This window comes from Bacteroides sp. ET71, from assembly GCF_023336905.1.
In the GTDB taxonomy this organism is placed as follows: Bacteria; Bacteroidota; Bacteroidia; order Bacteroidales; family Bacteroidaceae; genus Bacteroides.
The window spans coordinates 148,382-169,331 of the sequence record NZ_JAMBLS010000004.1 but is presented as its reverse complement, the minus strand read 5'-3'; the positions used below and the strand labels follow the sequence as shown (position 1 = coordinate 169,331).

Below are 20,950 nucleotides of genomic sequence, written 5' to 3'. Positions count from 1 at the left end.
GCGAGGTAAGACCGAGGGGCGACTTTGGTGGGCCGCCGGGCAACTCATGGGAAAAACGTCATTTGTCTGTATTCGTGCCGGTAGGAAGTCGGGATTTGTCGTAAGTAAATCAAAAAACGTTTAACGAATCGAAATTTGTTTGAGCCTTTGTGTAAAAAGAGGGTATCTTCGTGAGATTACAAAGATATTTAAAACATGACAACACGAAGAGACTTTTTGAAGACGTTGTCGCTGGCATCGGCCGGAGTGGCATTGGGCAGCGGCAGCGTGTTGAATGGCATGCCTCTGGGGGCCGGACGCGCGTCGGGAAAGGCTAAAGGCGAGAAAGTGAAGATTGCCTACATAGGCATAGGTAACCGCGGAGAGCAAATCATCCAGGACTTTGCCCGCACGAACATGGTGGAGGTCGTGGCCTTGTGCGATGTGGACATGGGCGCCGCGCACACGCGGAAGGTGATGGGGATGTATCCCAAGGCCAAACGTTTCAAGGACTTCCGCAAGCTGTTTGACGAGGCGGGGAAGGAGTTCGACGCCGTGGCCATTGCCACGCCCGACCATTCGCACTTCCCCATCACGATGCTGGCGCTGGCCTCGGGCAAGCATGTGTATGTGGAGAAACCTTTGGCACGCACGTTCTACGAAGCCGAACTGCTGATGGAGGCGGCCCGCAAACGCCCCCAACTGGCCACGCAAGTCGGCAACCAAGGCCATTCGGAGGCCAACTATTTCCAGTTCAAGGCGTGGATGGAGGCCGGCATCATCAAAGACGTCACGGCCATCACCGCACACATGAACAATCCGCGCCGCTGGCACTCGTGGGACAGCAACATCAGCCGCTATCCGGCAGGGCAGCAGTTGCCTCCTGACCTGGACTGGGACACGTGGCTCTGCGCCGTCCCCTATCATGAATATAATAAGGAGTATCACCTGGGCCAATGGCGTTGCTGGTACGACTTCGGCATGGGCGTCTTGGGCGACTGGGGTGCGCACATCCTGGACACCGCGCACGAGTTCCTGGAGCTGGGCTTGCCTTACGAAATCAACATGCTCTATGCCAAGGGCCACAACGACTATTTCTTCCCCTATTCTTCCACCATCCTCTTCCGTTTCGCCCAGCGTCGCGGCATGCCGCCGGTAGACGTGACGTGGTACGACGGCTTGGACAACCTGCCGCCGCTGCCGGAGGGCTACGGGGTTTCTGCGTTGGACCCCAACATCCCTTCCTCCAACCAGGGCGATGCACAGAACGAAAAGCTGAACCCGGGCAAGATTATCTATTCGAAAGACTTGACATTCAAGGGGGCCACGCATGGCAGCACGCTTTCCATCATCCCCGAAAAAAAGGCGCGCGAGATGGCAGACAAGCTGCCCGAGGTGCCGCCCAGTCCGTCCAACCATTTCGAGAACTTCCTGCTGGCCTGCCAGGGTGTGGAGAAGACGCGTTCGCCGTTTGAAATCAACGGCGTGCTGAGCCAGGTGTTCTGCCTGGGTGTCATCGCGCAGCGCCTGAACACACAGCTCTTCTTCGACCCCCGCACGAAGCAGTTCACCAACAATGCCTTTGCCAATGCCCTGCTGGCCGGCATGCCGCCCCGCAGAGGTTGGGAACAATTCTATAAACTATAAGACGGAGGAAATGATGAAAAAGAATCTGCTTTTGGCTCTGTTGATGGGTTGTGCCGCTTCGGTGATGGCGCAGACCTGGGAACCTTTGTTCAACGGCAAGAACCTGAACGGGTGGAAACGCCTGAACGGTAAGGCCGAATACAAGGTGGAAGACAATGCTATCGTCGGTTATACACGGGCGAACACGCCGAATACGTTTTTGGCGACGAAGAAGAATTACGGAGACTTTATCCTGGAACTGGAGTTCAAGGTGGACGAGACGATGAACTCGGGCATCCAGTTCCGCAGCGAAAGCAAGAAGGACTACCAGAACGGGCGGGTACACGGCTATCAGTTCGAGATAGACCCTTCGGAACGCGCCTGGAGCGGTGGCATCTACGATGAGGCCCGCCGCCTGTGGATTTATCCGCTGACCCGGAACCCGCAGGCCCGCACGGCTTTCAGGCACGGTGAGTGGAACAAGGTGCGCATCGAGTGCCTGGGCCATTCCATCCGCACGTGGCTGAACGGAGTGCCCTGCGCCCGCATCTGGGACGATGCCACACCCAGCGGTTTCATTGCCTTGCAGGTGCATGCCGTCGGCAGTGAAAAAGAAGCGGGCAAGACGGTGGCCTGGCGCGACATCCGCATTTGTACGGAAGACGTGGCACGCTATGTGACGCCCGACGCCCAGTCGGCTCCCGAAGTGAACCTGATTGACAACACACTTTCCCCGGCTCAGAAAGCAGAAGGCTGGAAACTGTTGTGGGACGGACAGACCACCGAAGGCTGGCGAGGTGCCCGGCTGACTGCCTTCCCCTCCAAAGGCTGGGTCGTGGAAGACGGCGTGCTGAAAGTCTGCAAGGGCAATGGCGGCGAATCGACCAACGGCGGTGACATCGTGACGCCCCGCACTTATAAAGACTTCATCCTCCGCGTGGACTTCAAGATAACGGAAGGGGCCAACAGCGGCATCAAGTATTTTGTCGACCCGGAGATGAACCAGGGAGCAGGCTCGGCCATCGGCTGCGAGTTCCAGATTCTGGACGACAACCGGCACCCGGACGCCAAGCTGGGCGTGAAGGGCAACCGCCGTCTGGGTTCGTTGTACGACCTGATTCCTGCCCCCGAGGACAAACCCGTGGATAAGAAAGGCTGGAACACGGCTGTCGTTGTCGTGAAAGGCAATCACGTGGAACACTGGCTGAACGGCGTGAAACTGTTGGAGTATGAGCGGAACAACGCCATGTGGAATGCGCTGGTAGCTTACAGCAAATACAAGGACTGGCCCAACTTCGGCAATGCGGCCGAGGGCTACATTCTTTTGCAGGACCACGGAGACGAGGTCTGGTTCAAGAACATCTTGATTAAGGAACTGGATTGAAGTAACCCGTTCGTGCGATATATCACAGAATCCCCGTCAGACAGGCGGGGATTCTGTGTATGTCTGTACAGCTTCCTTTTTTCTGCCCTGATGGCGCTCGTTAGAGGCTTCAGAAGGCTTTAGTGAAAGCCTCGTGATTATTTTTATACCCTTTTTGGCAACATTTTATCCCCTCTCTGCCACAAATTATACCTTCTTCTGCAACATTTTTTAGGCATTTTGCAACGCTGGTTACGTACTTTTGCATTGACGGCGTTGCACGTTCTTAGTTCTTGAATAAGATTAAGGAATCAATTAATGTTAACTTTAAAAAATGATTGTATCATGAGGAATGTGTCTTTTAAAAAGAGCATGGACATTTGTTTGTGCCGAGTCGCATTGGTGCTCTTGTTGTTGAGCCCTGCGGCTGTTGATTTCTCGGTGGCCAATCCTCTCCAAAGCCGGACGGTTTCAGGAACCGTAGTTTCCGAGGCGGATGGAGAACCTCTGATTGGCGTGAGTGTTTACCTGAAAGGAAATACGGGAAAGGGTGTCGTTACCGACCTGAACGGGCAGTATTCGCTGACCGTGCCGGCGGGTGCTACGCTGGTATTCTCGTATGTGGGCTTTACCACCCAGGAGGTGAAAGTGGAAGGCTCGGTGGTGAATGTGGAACTGAAAGAAGACGCCGAGTTGCTGGACGAGGTGGTCGTGGTCGGTTACGGTACGATGAAGCGCAGCGACCTGACGGGTTCCGTCGTGTCGGTGGGTGAAGACGAAATCAAGCAGTCTGTCATCACGTCGCTCGACCAGGCTTTGCAGGGCCGTGCGGCCGGCGTGCAGGTAACGCAGAACTCCGGTGCCCCGGGTGGCGGTATTTCGGTGAGTATCCGTGGTATCAACTCGCTGAATGGTAATGAGCCGTTGTACGTCATCGACGGTGTGGCCATCTCGGGTAATGCCAACAACAACACCAATGCCTTGTCGTCCATCAACCCTTCGGACATTGTCTCCATGGAAATCCTGAAGGATGCTTCGGCTACGGCCATCTACGGTTCGCGTGCTTCGAACGGCGTCGTCATGATTACCACCCGTCAGGGACAGGCAGGCAAGACGCGCATCTCCTACGAGGGCTATTTCGGTATCCAGCAGTTGCCGAAGAAGCTGGATGTGCTGAATTTGCGGGAGTATGCCGAATACCAGAACCTGCGTGCCGAAGTCATCGGCTTTGGCGCACGCAAAGAGTTTGCCGACATCAGTCTGTTGGGCGAGGGAACCGATTGGCAGGATGAAATCTATCAAAATGCGCTGATGCACAACCATCAGGTGAATATTTCCGGTGGCAACGATAATAACCGGTTCTCGCTCTCAGGCGGTTACCTGTCGCAAGAAGGTATTGCCATCGGTTCGGACTTTGAACGTTTCTCGTTGCGTGTCAACATGGACAACAAAATTACGAAGTGGCTGACTACAGGTTTGCGCGGTACGGTGTCGCGTAGCACGCAGCATAACACGGTGGACAATGGTAATGTAGTTCGTACGGCTATTGAGCAGATGCCTGATACACCAGTCCGTAATCCGGACGGCAGTTATGGCGCGCAGCAGGAGAATATGTATGGTACATATTTTACAAATCCTGTAGCTGAGGCTATGCTGCGCGAGAATTACAATCGTAGCACGCAGATGTATGTCGATTTCTTTGCCGACATCAATATCTGGAAGGGTTTGGTGTTCCGTGCAGAGTATGCCGCCAATTATAATTTCAACACGGATTACCAGTTTACGCCATCGTATGATTATGGTAATTATATTCAGCAATCGTCTAGTACGCGTAATGCTAATAATGGTGGTAACTGGACGTTGAAGACTTACCTGACCTACAACGGTACTTTTGGCAAGCACAATGTTTCGGCCATGGTGGGACATGAGGCTCAAGAAAATACGTGGGAAAATTTGAATGGTAGTCGTACAGACTTTTTCTTGAATTCGGTGCATGAACTGAATGTCGGTGATGCCTTGACTGCTAAAAATGGAAGTTCGCGCGGTTCATCGGCCATCGAGTCTTACTATGGTCGACTGAATTATGGTTTCGACGACCGTTATTTGGTTACTTTTACTTTGCGTGCCGACGGTTCGTCGAACTTCGGCCCCGCCAATCGTTGGGGTTACTTCCCCTCGGCGGCTTTGGCGTGGAAAATCAAGAATGAAAAGTTCTTGAAGGATGTTTCGTGGCTGGACAACCTGAAGCTGCGCTTGGGCTGGGGCGTTGTGGGTAACCAGGCGGCCGGAGCGTATGCCTACGGTACTACCATGACATCGGTAGCCACCATCTGGGGAACGGGCTTCTATGCAGGCAATTATCGGAACGAAAACCTGCAATGGGAGGAAACAGAGGCTTGGAACGTGGGCTTGGACCTGAATATGTTCAACAACCGTGTGGAGTTTATCGTGGATGCTTACTACAAGAATACGGACAACCTGCTGATGCAGGCTTCACTGCCTTCGTATGTGAATGGTATCATCTCTTCACCGTGGGTCAATGCGGGTGCCATGACCAACAAGGGTATCGAGTTTACATTGAATACGGTGAATGTAGACACCAAAGATTTTGTATGGCGTTCGGGAATTACCCTTTCGTTGAATCGCAATAAGATTACCGACCTTTATACCGAAACCGCAAGCCTGTCGGGTATCATTAATACGCAGACTTATACTTACTCTGTAGTGGGGCAGCCTGTCGGACAGTTCTACGGTTATAAGGTGAAGGGGATGTTTATGGATGAAAGCGATTTCTATAGAAAAGATGCTAATGGCAATTTCCTGTTAGACAGTAGAGGTAATCGTATAAAGGTACCTCTTCCTACTGATCGTCAAGTATCCAGGAATGATGTTTGGGTAGGAGATTTTATGTTTGAAGACATTAATAATGACGGGGTTATTGACGAGAAGGATCGTACTTTTATAGGTAATCCGGAACCGAAATTCTCTTATGGGTTTAATAATACATTTACTTATAAAGGGTTCGATTTGAATATCTTTATCAACGGTGTGTATGGCAATAAACTGGTCAACATGTTTCGTCAGGATTTCACAAATCCTATGCGCAATAGCGGTTTGTTGAAAGAAGTTGTTAATATTGCTCGCGTAGAATTGATAGACCCGTCACAACCTGAGGAAATATGGAACGTGCATGTGGTCAATGCTAATTCAGCTACAGTACAACGTATAAATACTAATGATGGTAACCAAAACAACCGTTTCAGCGATCGTTTTGTGGAAGATGGTTCTTATTTGCGTATCAAGAACATCTCGTTGGGCTATACCTTCCCGCAGAAGTTGTTGCGCAAGTGGAAGATCGAGAACCTGCGGGTGTACATGAACATCCAGAATGCTTTCACCTTTACGAAATACAAGGGTTACGACCCCGAGGTGGGCGCCTATAACTACAACGTGCTGCTGCGCGGGGTGGACTATGCCCGCTACCCGTCGCAACGTATCTTCACGTTTGGCTTGAACTTTACGTTATAAACCTTTACATACAATAACAAACATGAAAACTAAAATATTACTTCTTTTGATGGCAACGGCAGGTGTGTTGTCCGGATGTAAGGACAGCTTCCTAGATCGTGTGCCCGAAAGCTCTTACGTGGATGCCACGTTCTATACTTCCGACGAAGCACTGGAAGCCGCTACGGCTCCGTTGTACAACCGCGCGTGGTTTGATTACCATCGTCCTGCTTTATCTTTAGGTAGTATGCGTGCCAATGACGCCTATAATCCGTATATGACTCCGGAATTTACTACTTTCCGTGTATCGGCATTACATGAATATCTGTCGTTGTCTTGGACATCTTTATATTCGGTAATTACGATGGCTAATTCAGTAATAACGGCTGTAAATACGCAGACCTCGGGAGATGTCTCGGAAAAAGCAAAGCGTACAGCAATTGGTGAATCTAGACTGATGCGCGCTTGTGCTTATTTTTATCTGCTACGTCTGTGGGGACCGGTCATTTTAATTGAGGATAACCAAGAACTGGTGGATAATCCTGTGCGTCCGCTTAATCGTGAAGAAGACGTTTTTCAGTTTATAATTAATGACCTGACTTATGCTTCCGAGAACTTGCCGACTACAGCTACAGCTGGACGGGCTACTTGCTGGGCGGCCAGGGGCATGCTGGCTAAGGTCTATTTAGCTCGTTCGGGTTGGCGCAAGGGAGGCCAGCGCGATGAAGCAGATTTGGAATTGGCGCGCCAGTATGCAGGGGACGTCTGCGAGAACAGCGGACTGAACTTGCTGGGGGAATACGAGGATTTGTTCAAGTACAAGCAGAATAATAATGAGGAGTCTCTGTTGGCCATGCAATGGGTGCCGCTGGGCGACTGGGGCACGTGTAATGCAATGTATGCAGATTTGGCTTTCTCTACAGAAGTGACGGGTGGCGTCAACGTATGGGGTGGCGGCTTAAACGGTACTATTGATATGTTGCAACAATATGAGTTGGGTGATACTATTCGTCGAAATGCTACGTTTTTCACGCAAGGTTCGTATTACGACTATATCTGTATCGCCGATGGCGGATACACGTACACGGGCACGGGGGCTCCCATTAAGAAAGGGGTAGTAGGAGGTCCGGACGACGACAACGACGGCTATGTGCAGTCGATGAACTCGCCACTGAATACGTACATCCTGCGCTTGGCGGACGTTTATCTGACCTATGCCGAGGCATGTCTGGGCAACAATGCTTCGCTGTCGTCTGGCCCGGGACTGACGTACTTCAACAAGGTGCGTACGCGAGCCAAGATCTCTACTAAACGATCCATCACGATAGACGACATCATTCGCGAGCGGCGCATCGAGTTCTGCATGGAGTATTGCAACTGGTACGACATGGTGTCGTGGTACTGTTGGCAGCCGGAGAAGATGCTGGATTATTTTAATAGTCAGTACCGTGGTTATAAGTGCGATGCTATAGTGAAAGATAAACAAGGATACTTGCATTTCGGACGCTATGATGCTGATGGAATTACTCTTTTGGAAGGACCTGATTATTGGAATAAACCCAACTTTGATATTTATGTACGTGGTGATCAAGATATTTTCATGCCTTATCCTGAATCGGACGTAATCCAGAACCCGTTGCTGAACGAGGAACCTGTACCTTATGAGTTTAACGAATAATTCCATACGATCATGAAAAGAATATTAAACGAGACAATGAACAGTGGCCGGTGGGCCGTGCTGCTGCTGGTGCTGTTGGCGGCCTTTGGCGTGGCAGCCTGCCAGGACGATGAAGACGGGGGCGGCATGCCCGTGATCCATTACGTGCGGGTGACCGACCCGGCTTTAGCCGACAGTACGTTTACGGATGCCTATCCCGGTACGATGATTGCCATCATCGGCGAGAACTTGGGGGGAGTAAAGGAACTTTATATCAATAATTATCAAGTAAGTTTCAACCCTACGTATAATACGTCGACATGTATTATTGTGACCATTCCGTCAGTGGACGAGGACAATCCCGACCTGTTTCAGTTAGTGGGCACGAATCCTGACCTGCCGTCGGAAATCCGGGTGGTGACCGATCACGGAACGGCTACTTATGCCTTCCATATCCTTTCGCCGGCACCGTACATCACGCGTCTGGCGGTGGATTATCCGGTAGAACCAGGTGAGGAAATGACGGTTGTGGGTGCCAATTTCTATGAAATTCAGAAGATTTATTTCTCGGAGGATAGCATCACCGTAGCCCAAGAGGTAAGTGACTACACCGTGAATGCCGATTATGACGAGATTACGTTCAACGCGCCATCTACGGTGATCGAGGAAGGCTTCCTGTTCGTGGTCTGCTATACGGACACGGCGGTAGTGGACTTCATTCGCAATGCACCTAAACCGGCGGTTACGGGCATCAGTTCCACCATGCCGGTAGTGGGCAGTGAGGTGACCATTACAGGACAGAACTTTATTTCACTGACGAATATTGACGTGAATGGGGAATTCACCATTCCGGCTGAAGATATTACCGTGTCCGAAGCCTTCGATGAACTGACCTTTGTCATGCCGCAAGCTCCTACGCAATCAGGTACGTTGACGGTTAATGCTGCCGGTGGTGCAGCAGAGTTGCCGGGCACGTTCTATCCGGTAGAAAACGTTGTGTTGGACTTCGACAATGTAGGTTCGTTTAGTTGGGGTGACGGTTCTGGCGTGTTTACTGCCGATGGAAGTGCTCCTCCATTTGTGTCAACGGGTAATTTCACTTCTATTACGGGTACAATTTCCGCTTGGAACTATTGGTGGCATCAGAGTGTGAATAATGCGGTTTATACCACGGATGCCATTGCAGGCGGTACGCCAATAGCAGATCTGGAATTGCAGTTCGAATGCTATATTGAAGAACCTTATGAAGGTCCGGTTGTACAAATACAGATGGGCGGTAACTTCGATTATAGTCTGACGAACTATGTGCCGGTCAGTGCCTTCAGTGGTGAGATGGAAACCGGCCATTGGATGCAAGTCAGCGTTCCGTTGTCGCAAATTGTGGCAGAGTCTACTTGGCAAGAATTCATTAATCGAGGGAGCAGTGATTTGGGTGTTTATTACACCAATCCGACGGATTTTGCCGATGTATATATCGGCATGCACATGGATAACTTCCGTGTAGTTCCCCTTGAAGATTGAAGAATAACTCAGAACATTAACATTACGAGCGTGTGCCGTCTGACGGTTTAGCTGTCGGGGCGGTACACCTCACTTAATCAGGAAAGATATGAAAACACTTTTCTCTTGTATAAAATTCGTCCTCTTGGCGTTGGCCCTGTGCGTACAGTCATGCTCGGATGACAAGGTAGAAGGGGCTGAGTTCTCGCTCAGCCGTGACGGGCAGGAGGTGACGGCATTCACCTTCGGCTATAGTGAAATGCATCAGTTAGTGACGCTCAGTTCGAACACGGGCTGGTCGTTGAACAGCAATCAGCCGTGGTGCACGCTGTCCAACGTGTCGGGCAATGCCACGGAGGGACAGACCATCCGCGTGACCGTGTTGCGGAACACGACGGGGCAGACCCGCACCGCCCAATTGACTTTTGACGCGGGCGGCAATGTACGCCAATACACCGTGACGCAGACGGCCGAGGGCGCGGACACTTATCCCGCAGGCATGGAGGAAGATGCCCTGACCGTGGCGCGAAACATCTATGCGGGTATCAACTTGGGCAATACGTTGGAGTCGACCGGCGGGGAAACGGCCTGGGGCGCTCCACTGACTTCGCAGGCCATCATTGACTATATGAAGGAGATGGGCTTCAATGCGGTGCGTATTCCTTGCTCGTGGAACCAGTATCTGGAGGCGGACGGGATTACCATCCAGCCTTCGTGGATGGCCCGCGTGACGGAAGTGGTGGATTATTGCATGAATGCCGGCATGTATGCTATCCTTAACATTCACTGGGACGGCGGCTGGGTGGACGACCACATCAACGCTGCCGTGGAGACGGAAGACAACATTGCAGCCTTGGAAAGTAAACTGTATGCCATCTGGTCGCAGATCGCCACGAATTTCCGCGACTACGACGGGAAGCTGCTCTTTGCCGGCCTGAACGAGCCGCCGGTGAACAATCGGGATGACATGGCCATCCTGAAACGCTACGAACAGGCTTTTGTGGATGCCGTGCGGGCCACGGGAGGCAACAACCTGTGGCGTAACTTGGTGGTACAAGGACCCACGACTGACATTGATAAAACTCTCAGATGGATGGAATTTCCAGAAGACCCGACACCGGGACGCCTGTTGCTGGAAGTGCACTTCTATCCTTGGAATTTTGCGCTGGACGAAGATCCGGCTACTTGCAACTATTTCTGGGGTGAGCGTTATCTGGATGACCCGAAATATGCTCCGATGGACGCTGCTTATCAGGAAGGTTATGTAGACTCGCAGTTCGCTCTGATGAAGGAGAACTTCGTAGACCGCGGCATTCCCGTTATTCTGGGTGAATACGGTTTGGTCTATCGCACGCATCCTGACCCCGATTTGCAGGCCGAATGCGAGGAATCGGAAGGCTATTACTTAGGCTACGTGACGAAACAGGCCAAGAACAATGGTCTGGCGCCTTTCCTGTGGGATGTCTCGGGACATCGTTTGTATGACCGCACCACCTTGCAGATCATCCTGCCCACCATCCATGACCAAATCATGGAAGGTGCTGCTGCCGGGCAATATCCTTTCTGACACCGCAATATATAGGAACCTCAGTGATTATTATGACGAAAAAGAGGCACACCCGCGGGGGTGTGCCTCTTTCTTTTTCCGCCGGAGATGTTCGGGTATCGGCGTCGATGGTCAAAAAGAATCCTCCTGTTTGCAAAGGGGAAGCGGGGGTATGGACGCCTATCAGTTCTCCAGATCCTTTAGAATGTCTTTCAGAAAATCGGTGCGTACGTTGGCCATCTCGGATTTGTCATAGATGTAGATGAAGCGCAAAACGCCGTCTACCACCGAGTAGCGGATAATCACCCGTGCGCCGCCACGAGTTCCTTTCCCCTTGGATGCGATGCCCAGCCTTACCTTTCTCAAGTGCAGGGGCAAAGCGTTTCCTTGGTTGGGATTCTCGCACAAGGAGGCTTGCAACTCCTTGAAATCATCGCGCAGGGAACGATATTTCTTGCTCAGTCGCTTGAACTCGGCCAGAAATTCTTCCGTGTAACTGATGCTGTTGATCATCTTCTCACAAGTTATTGATGATTTCTTCAGCTTCTTCTAAGGTGTGCACGGGTGCTTTGTCTGCTTGACGGTTGGCGCGGGCAATTTTCCGTGCCAGTTGGTAAGTGGCCATGAGGCGTTCGTACTCCCGCCATTTGCGGGCACTCATTTCCACGCGTACGCGGCCGTCTTTTTCTTCTATGGTCATGTGCTTGCTCATAAGGCCAATGTTTTGGTTGTTCTCTACAAATTTAAGGATTCCGAATGAAATATGCAACTGATGCGCGCACAAAAAAACGTCTCGGAGTCAATGTCCGAGACGTTTGGATAATAGAAGCGGTTCTTTTGTCTGCTGCGATGCCCCCGTTTGTTATTAATATCCCGGGTTCTGCACCAGGTTGGGGTTCACCTGAATCTGGTCCAGGGGGATGGCCAGCCAGTAGTTTTTGGGGGCAACGAAGTTGCGCGTGCCGCCCTCTTTCATGTCTGTCAGTTGGTAGAACTCTTCGGCGGTGGTTCCGGCCAGGTTCCAAGCTTTCTGCGTGCGCATCATTTCGGTCTCGGCAATCTTCCAGCGGCGGATGTCGTGGAAGCGGCGGCCTTCCATGGCGAACTCGATGCTGCGCTCGTCGTGCAGCACTTCGCGCAGTTTTTCGCCGGTGGGTATGCCTCCGGCCAGGGCCCATGAGTCTTCGAAGTTGGGCAGGCCGCTGCGGTTGCGCACTTTGTTGAGGTAGGTCAGGCTGAGGGCGCTGAGGCTTCCGTTGTATTCGAAGTCGGCTTCGGCGTAGCTCAGGTACATTTCGGCCAGACGGATGAAGGGAAATGCGTAAGAGCTGTTGGTGTAGGTCTTGCTGTTCCAGTCATACGAGTCTTTGATGGACACCCACTTCTGGCAGTAGTAGCCGTTGTCGGTCTGGTATTCGTGGCTGACGTCGCCGTCGTTCTGCTGTTCTTCGCCCCGGCGGCAGTGCAGGATGCGCGTCCCGCCCTGTATCTCGTATTCGCCGCGGTCGAAGCCCACGGAGGCGTAGAAGCGCGGTTCGCGGTTGCGGTGGAAGCGGACGGTGCTGTCGCCCGGTGCTATTTCGTAGGGGTTGAGGTTTTTGGTCTCAGGGTCATCGTTCCAGGGCAGTCCGTTCTTGGTGTAGTAGCGGCTGACGCAGTCGAAGGTGGGGAAGAGGTAGCCTCGGAATCCTTCGCCGGAGTACTGGCTGATGCCGATGCGCGGCCCCATGTTCTTGATGCTATAGCTCAGGTCGCTTTGGTTGCCATAACCGAAGAGCACTTCGTTCCAGTTGTCCATGTTAAACTCGCCCGAAGGTCCGGTGAAGGTGTAGTGGTAGTTGTCTTTTCCTTCCTTGGGGTCGGTGGTGGCGTTTCCATAGAGTTTGTATCCGTTCTGTTCGCAGAAGTCGATGGCTTCTTTGGCGGCGTCCATGGCCCGTTTCCATTTCTCGCGGTCGTAGCTTTGGTTGATGAGGTTCGTGCCGTCGGGGTTCTTGAAGTCGGCGTAGAACTCAGAGTTTCCGTTCACCAGGGGCGATGCGGCGTAGAGCAGCAGTCTTGCCTTGAAGGCCAGCGCGGCGGCGGCAGTGGCGCGGTTGTAGTGTCCGGTGTCGTTCCAGCGTGCGGGCAGCAGTTGGGCGGCTTCGGTGTATTTGTCGGCTATGAAGTCGACACATTCGTCGTAGGTCGAGCGCGGGACGTTCATCTCGGCGGGGGTGCTGTTGACAGACATTTCACTCTTCACCAGCACGATGGGGCCGTAATACTCCAGCATAATCTGGTGGTAGTAGCCGATGAGGAAGAGTGCCTCGCCTTTGAAGTAGTTGAGGTTTTCGGGCGTGATGTCGGGCACGCGGTCGATGTTGTTCAGCACGTTGTAGCAGTAGCGGATGCCTTCCCAGACCAGTTTGCTGACGTAGCCCGTGGGGTAGGAGGCGGCGTTGTTGCTCCACAGCGAGTAGTAGGTCGACGTGGCCGATTCGCTGCCGTAGGCCAGGCTTTTCCAGTGGAAGTAGCGCACGGAGCCGTACCAGCCTGTGACGAAGTCGTTGCCGGCCGTCCAGTCGGGGAACTGTTGGGGGTGGAAGTAGTTGGGTATTTCTTTGTAGCAGGTCAGCACCATCTGTTCGGCCTGGTTCTGCGTCTTGTAGATGTCGTCTATCGTGGCCGAGCTTTGGGGCACCACGTCCAGAAATTCGCAGGAGCCCAGCGTCAGGCAGGTAGCTGCCACGGCCAGTGTTTGGTATAGTTTGTTTCTTTTCATAAATCTGCTTCTTGTTGTTTTTTGTTTCTTCTTGTTTTGGGTTGGTTTACGTTTCTGTTCCGGTGCCGGATGGCCGGGAGTGCGGTAGGGGCTTGCTTCCGTCGGACGAGGGCCGCGCTTCTTCCGCACTATGGTTCCGGGCGCATCGGCTTAGTAGTGGAACTGTACGCCGATTTTCACCGTGCGCTGCAACGGATATTTCAGTCCGTTGCCGCTGCCCATTTCGGGATCCCAGGCGTCGAAGGGCGAGAACGTCAGCAGGTTGGTGCCGGCGACGTAGGCGCGCAGCCAGGGGGTGAAGGTGTAGCCCACTTCGGCCGTCTTCAGTCGCAGGTAGGCTGCGTTGCGCAGGTAGAAGGTGCTGGGCTGGATGTTGTTCTCCAGGAAGTTCGAGGTCAGGCGCGGGTAGGCGGCGTTGGCCACGTTGTTCGATTCAGACCAGTGGTTGTCCACGATGGCTTGCGAGATGTTGTAGCCCTGGTGTGCGGCGTCGGCAAAGGGATGGTGGTCTTCCATCATCAGGCTGACTTTGGCTGCGCCCTGGAACATGACGGAGAAGTCCCACTTCTTCCACTTCAGCGTGCCTCCGAAGCCGTAGACGATTTCCGGGATTTCGGGGTTTCCGATGGTCGTGATGTCGTTGCCGTCAATCTTGTTGTCGCCGTTCAGGTCTTTGTACTTGATGTCGCCGACGGTATAATTGGAGAGCGTCTGCACGGGCGAGTTGTCAATTTCTTCCTGCGACGTGAACAGGCCTTCGGCAATGTATCCGCGCAGGCTGTTCACCGGATGGCCGATTTCCGAATAGTACGCTTCTACGTTCGACGGTTCGTCCTTGTCCACCACCTCGTTGTGTGCGTAGGTGAAGCTGCCGTGCAGGCTCAGTGTGACGTCTTTTTTCAGCACTTTGTTGTAGGTCAGGCTCATGTCCACGCCCATGTTTTTCACCTTGCCGATGTTGGCATACGGCAGTTTGTTGGCAAAGCCCACGGTCGAGGGGATGGAGCGGCGTTGCATGAAGATGCCCGAACGGTCTTCGTGGAAGTAGTCGATGCTGAAGTCCAGCGATTCGAGCAGCGAGAGGTCCAAACCTACGTTCAGCTTCTTCGATTTCTCCCAGGTGGCGTCGGGGTTTCCGTAGACGTTAATCAGCGGTCCGCTGGCCTTGCCGTAGTCCGAGCCGTACCAGTAGTTCAGCGAGTTGCCCAGCGATACTTCCGTCAAGTAAGGGAAGCGTGTCCCCAGGGCGTCGTTACCGGCCAGACCGTAGGTGGCGCGCAGCTTCAGGTTGTTGACCACCTTCTTCAGCGGTTCGAAGAAGCGTTCGTTCGACACAGTCCAGCCCACAGCGATGGCGGGGAAGAAGCCGAAGCGGTGGCCTTCCATGAAGTTCTCCGAGCCGTTGTAGCCGAAGGTGGCTTCCACCAGGTAGCGCAGGTCGTAGTTGTAGGTCAAACGTCCGGCCAGCCCCTGTTGACGGTAGGGCAGCAGTTCCTTCTCCGTGCCACCGTTTTTGTCATTGCGCGTTTCTTTCATCTGATAGACGAACGTTGCGCCTACGTCGTGCGGGCCGAACGTGCGTGCATAATCCAGCTTGCCCTGCAGCGACCACACGCGGTTGGTGGGGTCTTGTCCGGACGATGACTTCATGGCCGTGTTGCCAGCCGTGCCGATGGTCGATGTGGTGTACTGGTAGTTGCCGTCGGCATCTACCGTATAGTCGTCCGACACCTTGAAGTAGTAGGGCTGTATCCAGTGGTTCAGCCAACTGTAGCTGTAATTGTAGAACGAGGCCAGGCCGCTGATCTTCAGTCCCGGGGTGATGAACTTCAGGTCTTGTTCGATGTTGAAGGCCGTGGTCATGTACACGTAGCTGCGTTCGGTGTATCCGCTGCTCATCTTGGCATAAGGGTTGACATCCACGTTGCCCACGTCCCACGACGTGTTGTTACCGTAGCGCACGAAGCTGTCGCCCGGTTGTGCGGGCAGCGTGGCCGGGAAACGCACGGGGTTGCCGCGCATCACCAGGTAGAAGAAGTCTTCCACCTGCATCTCGCCGCGCAGGTCGCCCGAGTCGGTGCCGGCAAAGGGGGCATGGTATTGCGAAATCTGCGCGTTCATGTTCAGGCCGATTTTGGTGGTCGGCGTCAGTCGGGCGTTGACATTGCTTTGGAACAGGTATTTCTTGCTGTACATGCCCACGTCCATCACGGCTTCCTTGGGCGAGCGGGTGATACCGTTCTCCAGGAAGATGCCTGCGTTCAGGAAGTAGTCCACGTTCTTGCTGCCGCCCTGCACCGTCAGGTTGAGGTTCTGGTTGACGGCAAAGTCCTTGAACAGCAGGTGGTACCAGTCGTTGTTCGGGAACAGGTACGGATTGGCGCCGGCGCGGGTCTTGTCAATCTTGTCCTGGCTGTAGAAAGGGGTATATTCCGTACCGTTCTGTTTGGCATCGTTATACTTGGCCTCGTTATACATCTCCATGTACGTCGGGCCGTCGGCCATCTGCTGGATGAAGGTAGGCATGGAGAACGTGTTGTCAAAGCGTATGTCCACGCTCATCTTCTCGGAAATCTTTCCTTGCTTGGTCGTGATGATGATGACACCGTTGGCACCGCGCGAACCATACAGCGAAGTGGCCGTGGCATCTTTCAGCACAGAGAATGATGCGATAGACTCGGGAGGTATGTTGTTCATCATCGTGGCGTTGATTTCCACACCGTCCAGGATGATGAGCGGTGCCGTGCTCGAGCCGAAGGTAGACACGCCACGGATGTAGAACTCGGCCTCGTCGTAGCCCGGTTCACCTTTGGTCTGTCGGGCGATGATGCCCGGCACGTTTCCGGCAAACGAGGTGGTCAGGCTGCTGGAGGTCATTTTCAGGTCTTCGGGCTTTACCGACTGCACGGCGCCCACCAGCGACTCTTTCTTCTGCTTACCAAAACCGACAACCACTACTTCGTCCAGCATCTTCGTGTCCGGCAGCAAGGGGATGGCCATGAAAGCCGACTTGCCTTTTACGGAGATTTCCTTCGTCTGGTAGCCTATGTAACTGATGACGATGCTGGCATTGGCTGTCACCGGCAACGTGAAAGTCCCGTCCACGTCCGTGATGACGCCTTGCCGCTTACCTTTTTCCACGACACTGGCGCCGATGATGGCCTCGCCGTTCTCGTCGCAGATGAAACCTTTCACGTTTTTTCTGCCGTCGGGCAATATCTCTTCTTCCACGACAGGGTCTACCTTGCCGGGTTCGCCGTTGTGGCTCCAGCCTGGCAGGGCGAAGGCTGCCATGCCTAACAGGAACACGGGCAACAGAATGTGTTCTTTTGTTCTACTCTTCATAATAATACCTTTTTTTTAGTCTTAGGTTCGTGTTGATTGATGATGAAACTTGTGCACTTGTTTTTTCGAACGCAAAATAACGGCACCCGTGTTACATGTTTGTGTGGCTCTTGTTTCGGTTTTGTTAAGAGATTGTTTCAAAATTTGGCTATGTTCGCGCTGTTTTCGGGGTAATTGTAAAGATTTCGTAAGAGAAAAGAACCTGTCCTTGAGGTGGTGGCGAAGACGGCGGAATACAGTTGGGATTCGGCGCTTTATCGCACGGTTTGTTGGGATTCTGTGGCCGGCCAGTGGGAGGACATCGTGTTGCCATCAGTTACCGGGTCTGAGGATATCGGCTTCTTCCCCTGGTGCGGGCGGCAACTTTTGATACGTGCCTTTAAGCCTCTGAAAGTGGAAGTGCAGGCTGTCACTTCCCGTCGGGAGCGGAGAAAGACAAAAGGGGCGCATCCCGAAGGAAGCGCCCCTTTTTCAGACGATATGATTGTGTCTTTTATTTGGCTGCGGGAGCCGGTTCGATGCCTTTGCCGGCATCACGCTTCTTGTGCATCAGCGCATAAGCAATGGGCGAACCGATGAACAGTGACGAGAACGTACCGATAACCACACCCAGAATCATGGCGAACGAGAAGCTGCGGATGCTCTCACCGCCCAAGAAGAAGATGACAACCAGTACAATCAACGTGGACGAACCGGTGAACAACGTACGCGTCAACGTCGAGTTCAGCGAGTCGTTGAACAGTTGGTAGCTGTTGCGCTTCGGGTAAAGGTGCAAGAACTCGCGCACGCGGTCGAAGATTACCACCTTATCGTTGATGGAGTAACCAATGGCAGTCAAGATGGCGCCCACAAACGTCTGGTCGATTTCCATCGAGAACGGCAGCACACCCCAGAACATGGAGTAGATACCCAAGATGCCCACCGTGTCGAAAGCCAGCGCGGCAATGGAGCCGATACTGAATGCGATGTTGCGGAAGCGGAACAGAATGTACAGGCCGATGGCAATCAGAGCGAAGAATACGGCCCAGAAAGCAGCCACTGTCGTGTCATCCGCGATGCTCGGGCCTACCTTCTGTGAACTGATGATGGTGCCGCCCTCTTGGTTGTCGCGGTCTACGAATTGCTCCAGCGTCGTGCCTTCTGTCAGCAACGGTTTCAGCAGTTCATACAGTTTGGCTTCAATCTCCGTATCCACGTTGCTTCCCTCTTCCGCGATGCGGTAGTTGGTGCTGATACGCATCGTCCGTCCGTCCGTGCCGATGGCAATGACGCTGACGTTAGCGTCGCCCATGTTGCCTTCCATCAGCTCGCGCACCTGCTCAGGTTCCGTCGGTTTGTCGAAGCGCACCTGATAGTTGCGGCCGCCCGTGAAGTCAATGCTCTGGCTCAATCCGCGTATGCCCAAGAAGCCTGCCCACAGCACTACGAATACGATAGTGCCCACAGCCCATGTCTTGTTGCGGCCCATGAAGTCGAAGTGAGTGTCTTGCAGCACACCACGCGACAGCTTCGTCTCGAACGTCAAGTGTTGCCACTTGTCTTTCTTCATAAAGTAGTCGTACACCAGACGGGTCAGGTAAACAGCCGTGAAGAACGAGATGGCAATACCGATAATCTGTGTCGTGGCGAATCCGCGGATGGGACCCGTACCGAAGTAGAACAGGATGACACCGGTGATGATAGATGTAAAGTTGGAGTCGAAGATGGCCGAGAAAGCGTTCTTGTAACCATCTTGCAAGGCCATTTTAACCGTCTTGCCATTGCGAAGCTCCTCTTTCGTGCGTTCGTAAATCAGCACGTTTGCGTCCACCGCCATACCGATGGCCAGCACCATACCTGCAATACCACTCATGGTCAGTGCTGCCTGGAAAGATGTCAGGATACCGAACGTAAAGAACACGTTCAGCAACAGGGCAGCGTTCACCACCATGCCGGGGATGAAACCGTACATGGAGCAGGTGTAAACCATCAGCAGGATAAAGGCCACTACGCACGAGATGAAGCCGGCCTGGATGGAGGCAGCGCCCAGCGACGGGCCTACGATATCTTCCTGCACGATGTGCGCCGGAGCGGGCATCTTACCGGAACGCAGCACGTTGGCCAAGTCCTTGGTCTGGTCAGGCGTGAAGGAACCCGTGATTACTGAACTTCCACCCGTGATTTCGTTTTGTACCGTCGGAGCGGAATATACGTAACCGTCCAGGACGATGGCGATGGAACGGCCGATGTTCTGCTTGGTCAGTTGTGCCCAGCGGCGTGCGCCGTCGTTGTTCATCGTCATGTTGACGCAGGGCTTGCCGTATTGGTCGTAGTCGTCGCTGGCGGTAGAGATAACGTCACCTTCCAGCGGGGCACGGCCGTCGCGCTGTGTCGAACGGATGGCATACAGCTCGAAGGTTTGCTTTTTCGGGTCATAATCCGAAGCGGCGACACCCCATTTCAGGCGTAAGTCTTTGGGGAATCCTGCTTTTACTTCCGACATGGCCAGGTAGCGGTTGATTTCTGCCGTGTCCTTATAGTTGGCGAAACCTACGATGGGGCTTTGTGCACTGGGATTGAGCTGAAGGATGGCCAGCAGCGGATTTTGTTTCTTATAGGCTTCCAGGTCGGCAGCAGCGTTGGTGGTTTCGCCTTTCAGTGCGGCGGCCAGGCTGTCGGCTGTGCTGATGGTTTTTTCTTCCTTCACGGCCGGGGCTGCTGTGCTGTCTTGCTGAGCTTTTTCAGCGTTTTCTTGCAGGCTCAGCATCGTGTGCAGCTTGCTGTCGGCGGTTTGCAGGTAGGGTACAATGTCTCTGGCATTGTAAGTTTCCCAGAATTCCAGGTTGGCCGAGCCTTGTAGTAATTTTCTTACACGTTCGGGCTCCTTGATACCGGGCAGTTCTACCATGATGCGACCCAAGTTGTCGGACAGACTTTGGATATTGGGCTGTACTACGCCGAAGCGGTCGATACGTGTGCGCAGCACGTTGTATGAGTTGTCAATGGCTGCCTTCACTTCTTCCCGCAGTACGCGTTCCACTTCTTTGTCGGTAGATTGCTGGTTGACTTTGTCTTTCAGTTGTTGGGTGGCGAACAGTTGTGCGAGGTTTGCTTCAGGTGCCAGTCTGTGATATTCCCGGATGAACAGGGTAATTACGTCTTCTTGGCTGGTCTTGGCCTGCTGAGCAGCGTTGCCCAGGGCTTGGTTGAAGGCTTCGTCTGGCTTGTTGTCGGCCAGCAGCCGGATGACGTCGGGCACGGATACTTCCAGAATGACGTTCATACCGCCTTTCAAGTCCAAACCTAAACTGATTTCCATCTCACGACAATCTTTCAGGGTCCAGTTGCCGAAGTACACTTTCTCGTTGGCCAGTGAATCCAGGTAGTCTTGTTCCAACTGTGCATCCCCTTTCGCGTATTCTTTCGCCTTGTTTGTGTAGTGGCGAGTGACAAAAGAGAAGGACAGGTAGAAGAGGCACACCAACGTGAGCAGTACTGCAAAAACCCTTACAAATCCTTTGTTTTGCATGTTACTTTTAGTTTATTATGATTACTTGTTTTAATTGTTTTCTGCTGTTTACAAGGCTGCAAATATAGTTTTTTTTTCACAAATCTAAGTCGTTGACCCATTATTTTTTAGAAAACGTCGTGTTGTGCCGTTGTTTGGAAAAGGACGGACAAATG

At 53.1% G+C, this 20,950-nt stretch carries 11 protein-coding genes; 6 read left to right on the top strand and 5 right to left on the bottom strand.

Annotated elements, in window-relative coordinates; genetic code table 11:
- Positions 1-195 precede the first annotated feature (195 nt).
- The 6 genes from M3090_RS04260 (at position 196) to M3090_RS04235 (ending at position 11,199) form a co-directional block, all read left to right on the top strand.
- The gene (locus M3090_RS04260; protein ID WP_249054145.1) at positions 196-1,626 is read left to right on the top strand and encodes a Gfo/Idh/MocA family oxidoreductase; all 1,431 of its coding nucleotides are present in this window, start codon (positions 196-198) and stop codon (positions 1,624-1,626) included.
- Positions 1,627-1,639: 13 nt separating this feature from the next.
- The gene (locus tag M3090_RS04255; protein WP_249054195.1) at positions 1,640-2,989 is read left to right on the top strand and encodes a DUF1080 domain-containing protein; all 1,350 of its coding nucleotides are present in this window, start codon (positions 1,640-1,642) and stop codon (positions 2,987-2,989) included.
- Positions 2,990-3,340: 351 nt separating this feature from the next.
- Positions 3,341-6,496: a SusC/RagA family TonB-linked outer membrane protein gene (locus tag M3090_RS04250; RefSeq protein WP_249054144.1), complete on the top strand. Its 3,156-nt coding sequence runs from the start codon at positions 3,341-3,343 to the stop codon at positions 6,494-6,496.
- 22 nt (positions 6,497-6,518) lie between these two features.
- The gene (locus M3090_RS04245; RefSeq protein ID WP_249054143.1) at positions 6,519-8,153 is read left to right on the top strand and encodes a RagB/SusD family nutrient uptake outer membrane protein; all 1,635 of its coding nucleotides are present in this window, start codon (positions 6,519-6,521) and stop codon (positions 8,151-8,153) included.
- A gap of 12 nt (positions 8,154-8,165) precedes the next feature.
- On the top strand, positions 8,166-9,653 hold the full coding sequence (locus M3090_RS04240) for a glycan-binding surface protein (RefSeq protein WP_249054142.1): 1,488 nt from the start codon (positions 8,166-8,168) through the stop codon (positions 9,651-9,653).
- A gap of 88 nt (positions 9,654-9,741) precedes the next feature.
- The gene (locus M3090_RS04235) at positions 9,742-11,199 is read left to right on the top strand and encodes a cellulase family glycosylhydrolase (RefSeq protein WP_249054141.1); all 1,458 of its coding nucleotides are present in this window, start codon (positions 9,742-9,744) and stop codon (positions 11,197-11,199) included.
- Positions 11,200-11,361: 162 nt separating this feature from the next.
- On the opposite strand, the gene M3090_RS04230 is transcribed toward M3090_RS04235, so the two are convergent.
- The 5 genes from M3090_RS04230 to secDF all read right to left on the bottom strand — a co-directional run bounded on the left by M3090_RS04230 (position 11,362) and on the right by secDF (position 20,795).
- The gene (locus M3090_RS04230) at positions 11,362-11,691 is read right to left on the bottom strand and encodes a type II toxin-antitoxin system RelE/ParE family toxin (RefSeq protein WP_249054140.1); all 330 of its coding nucleotides are present in this window, start codon (positions 11,689-11,691) and stop codon (positions 11,362-11,364) included.
- A gap of 4 nt (positions 11,692-11,695) precedes the next feature.
- The gene (locus tag M3090_RS04225; protein WP_249054139.1) at positions 11,696-11,890 is read right to left on the bottom strand and encodes a hypothetical protein; all 195 of its coding nucleotides are present in this window, start codon (positions 11,888-11,890) and stop codon (positions 11,696-11,698) included.
- 153 nt (positions 11,891-12,043) lie between these two features.
- Positions 12,044-13,942 (bottom strand): RagB/SusD family nutrient uptake outer membrane protein, encoded by a 1,899-nt coding sequence (locus M3090_RS04220; RefSeq protein WP_249054138.1) that lies wholly within the window; start codon positions 13,940-13,942, stop codon positions 12,044-12,046.
- Between the two features lie 150 nt (positions 13,943-14,092).
- Positions 14,093-17,287 carry a SusC/RagA family TonB-linked outer membrane protein gene (locus tag M3090_RS04215; protein ID WP_249054137.1) on the bottom strand — a complete coding sequence of 1,065 codons (3,195 nt, stop codon included), beginning with the start codon at positions 17,285-17,287 and terminating at the stop codon, positions 14,093-14,095.
- A gap of 493 nt (positions 17,288-17,780) precedes the next feature.
- Positions 17,781-20,795, bottom strand: a complete 3,015-nt coding sequence (secDF, locus tag M3090_RS04210; RefSeq protein ID WP_249054136.1) for a protein translocase subunit SecDF — start codon at positions 20,793-20,795, stop codon at positions 17,781-17,783.
- Positions 20,796-20,950: the final 155 nt, after the last annotated feature.

Excerpts from the sequence above, each read along its gene's own strand:
- M3090_RS04215 (WP_249054137.1), bottom strand. The coding sequence starts at position 17,287 with ATGAAGAGTAGAACAAAAGAACACATTCTGTTGCCCGTGTTCCTGTTA.
- M3090_RS04255 (WP_249054195.1), top strand. The coding sequence starts at position 1,640 with ATGAAAAAGAATCTGCTTTTGGCTCTGTTGATGGGTTGTGCCGCTTCG.
- M3090_RS04260 (WP_249054145.1), top strand. The coding sequence starts at position 196 with ATGACAACACGAAGAGACTTTTTGAAGACGTTGTCGCTGGCATCGGCC.
- M3090_RS04245 (WP_249054143.1), top strand. The coding sequence starts at position 6,519 with ATGAAAACTAAAATATTACTTCTTTTGATGGCAACGGCAGGTGTGTTG.
- secDF (WP_249054136.1), bottom strand. The coding sequence starts at position 20,795 with ATGCAAAACAAAGGATTTGTAAGGGTTTTTGCAGTACTGCTCACGTTG.
- M3090_RS04235 (WP_249054141.1), top strand. The coding sequence starts at position 9,742 with ATGAAAACACTTTTCTCTTGTATAAAATTCGTCCTCTTGGCGTTGGCC.
- M3090_RS04250 (WP_249054144.1), top strand. The coding sequence starts at position 3,341 with ATGGACATTTGTTTGTGCCGAGTCGCATTGGTGCTCTTGTTGTTGAGC.
- M3090_RS04225 (WP_249054139.1), bottom strand. The coding sequence starts at position 11,890 with ATGAGCAAGCACATGACCATAGAAGAAAAAGACGGCCGCGTACGCGTG.
- M3090_RS04220 (WP_249054138.1), bottom strand. The coding sequence starts at position 13,942 with ATGAAAAGAAACAAACTATACCAAACACTGGCCGTGGCAGCTACCTGC.
- M3090_RS04240 (WP_249054142.1), top strand. The coding sequence starts at position 8,166 with ATGAAAAGAATATTAAACGAGACAATGAACAGTGGCCGGTGGGCCGTG.
- M3090_RS04230 (WP_249054140.1), bottom strand. The coding sequence starts at position 11,691 with ATGATCAACAGCATCAGTTACACGGAAGAATTTCTGGCCGAGTTCAAG.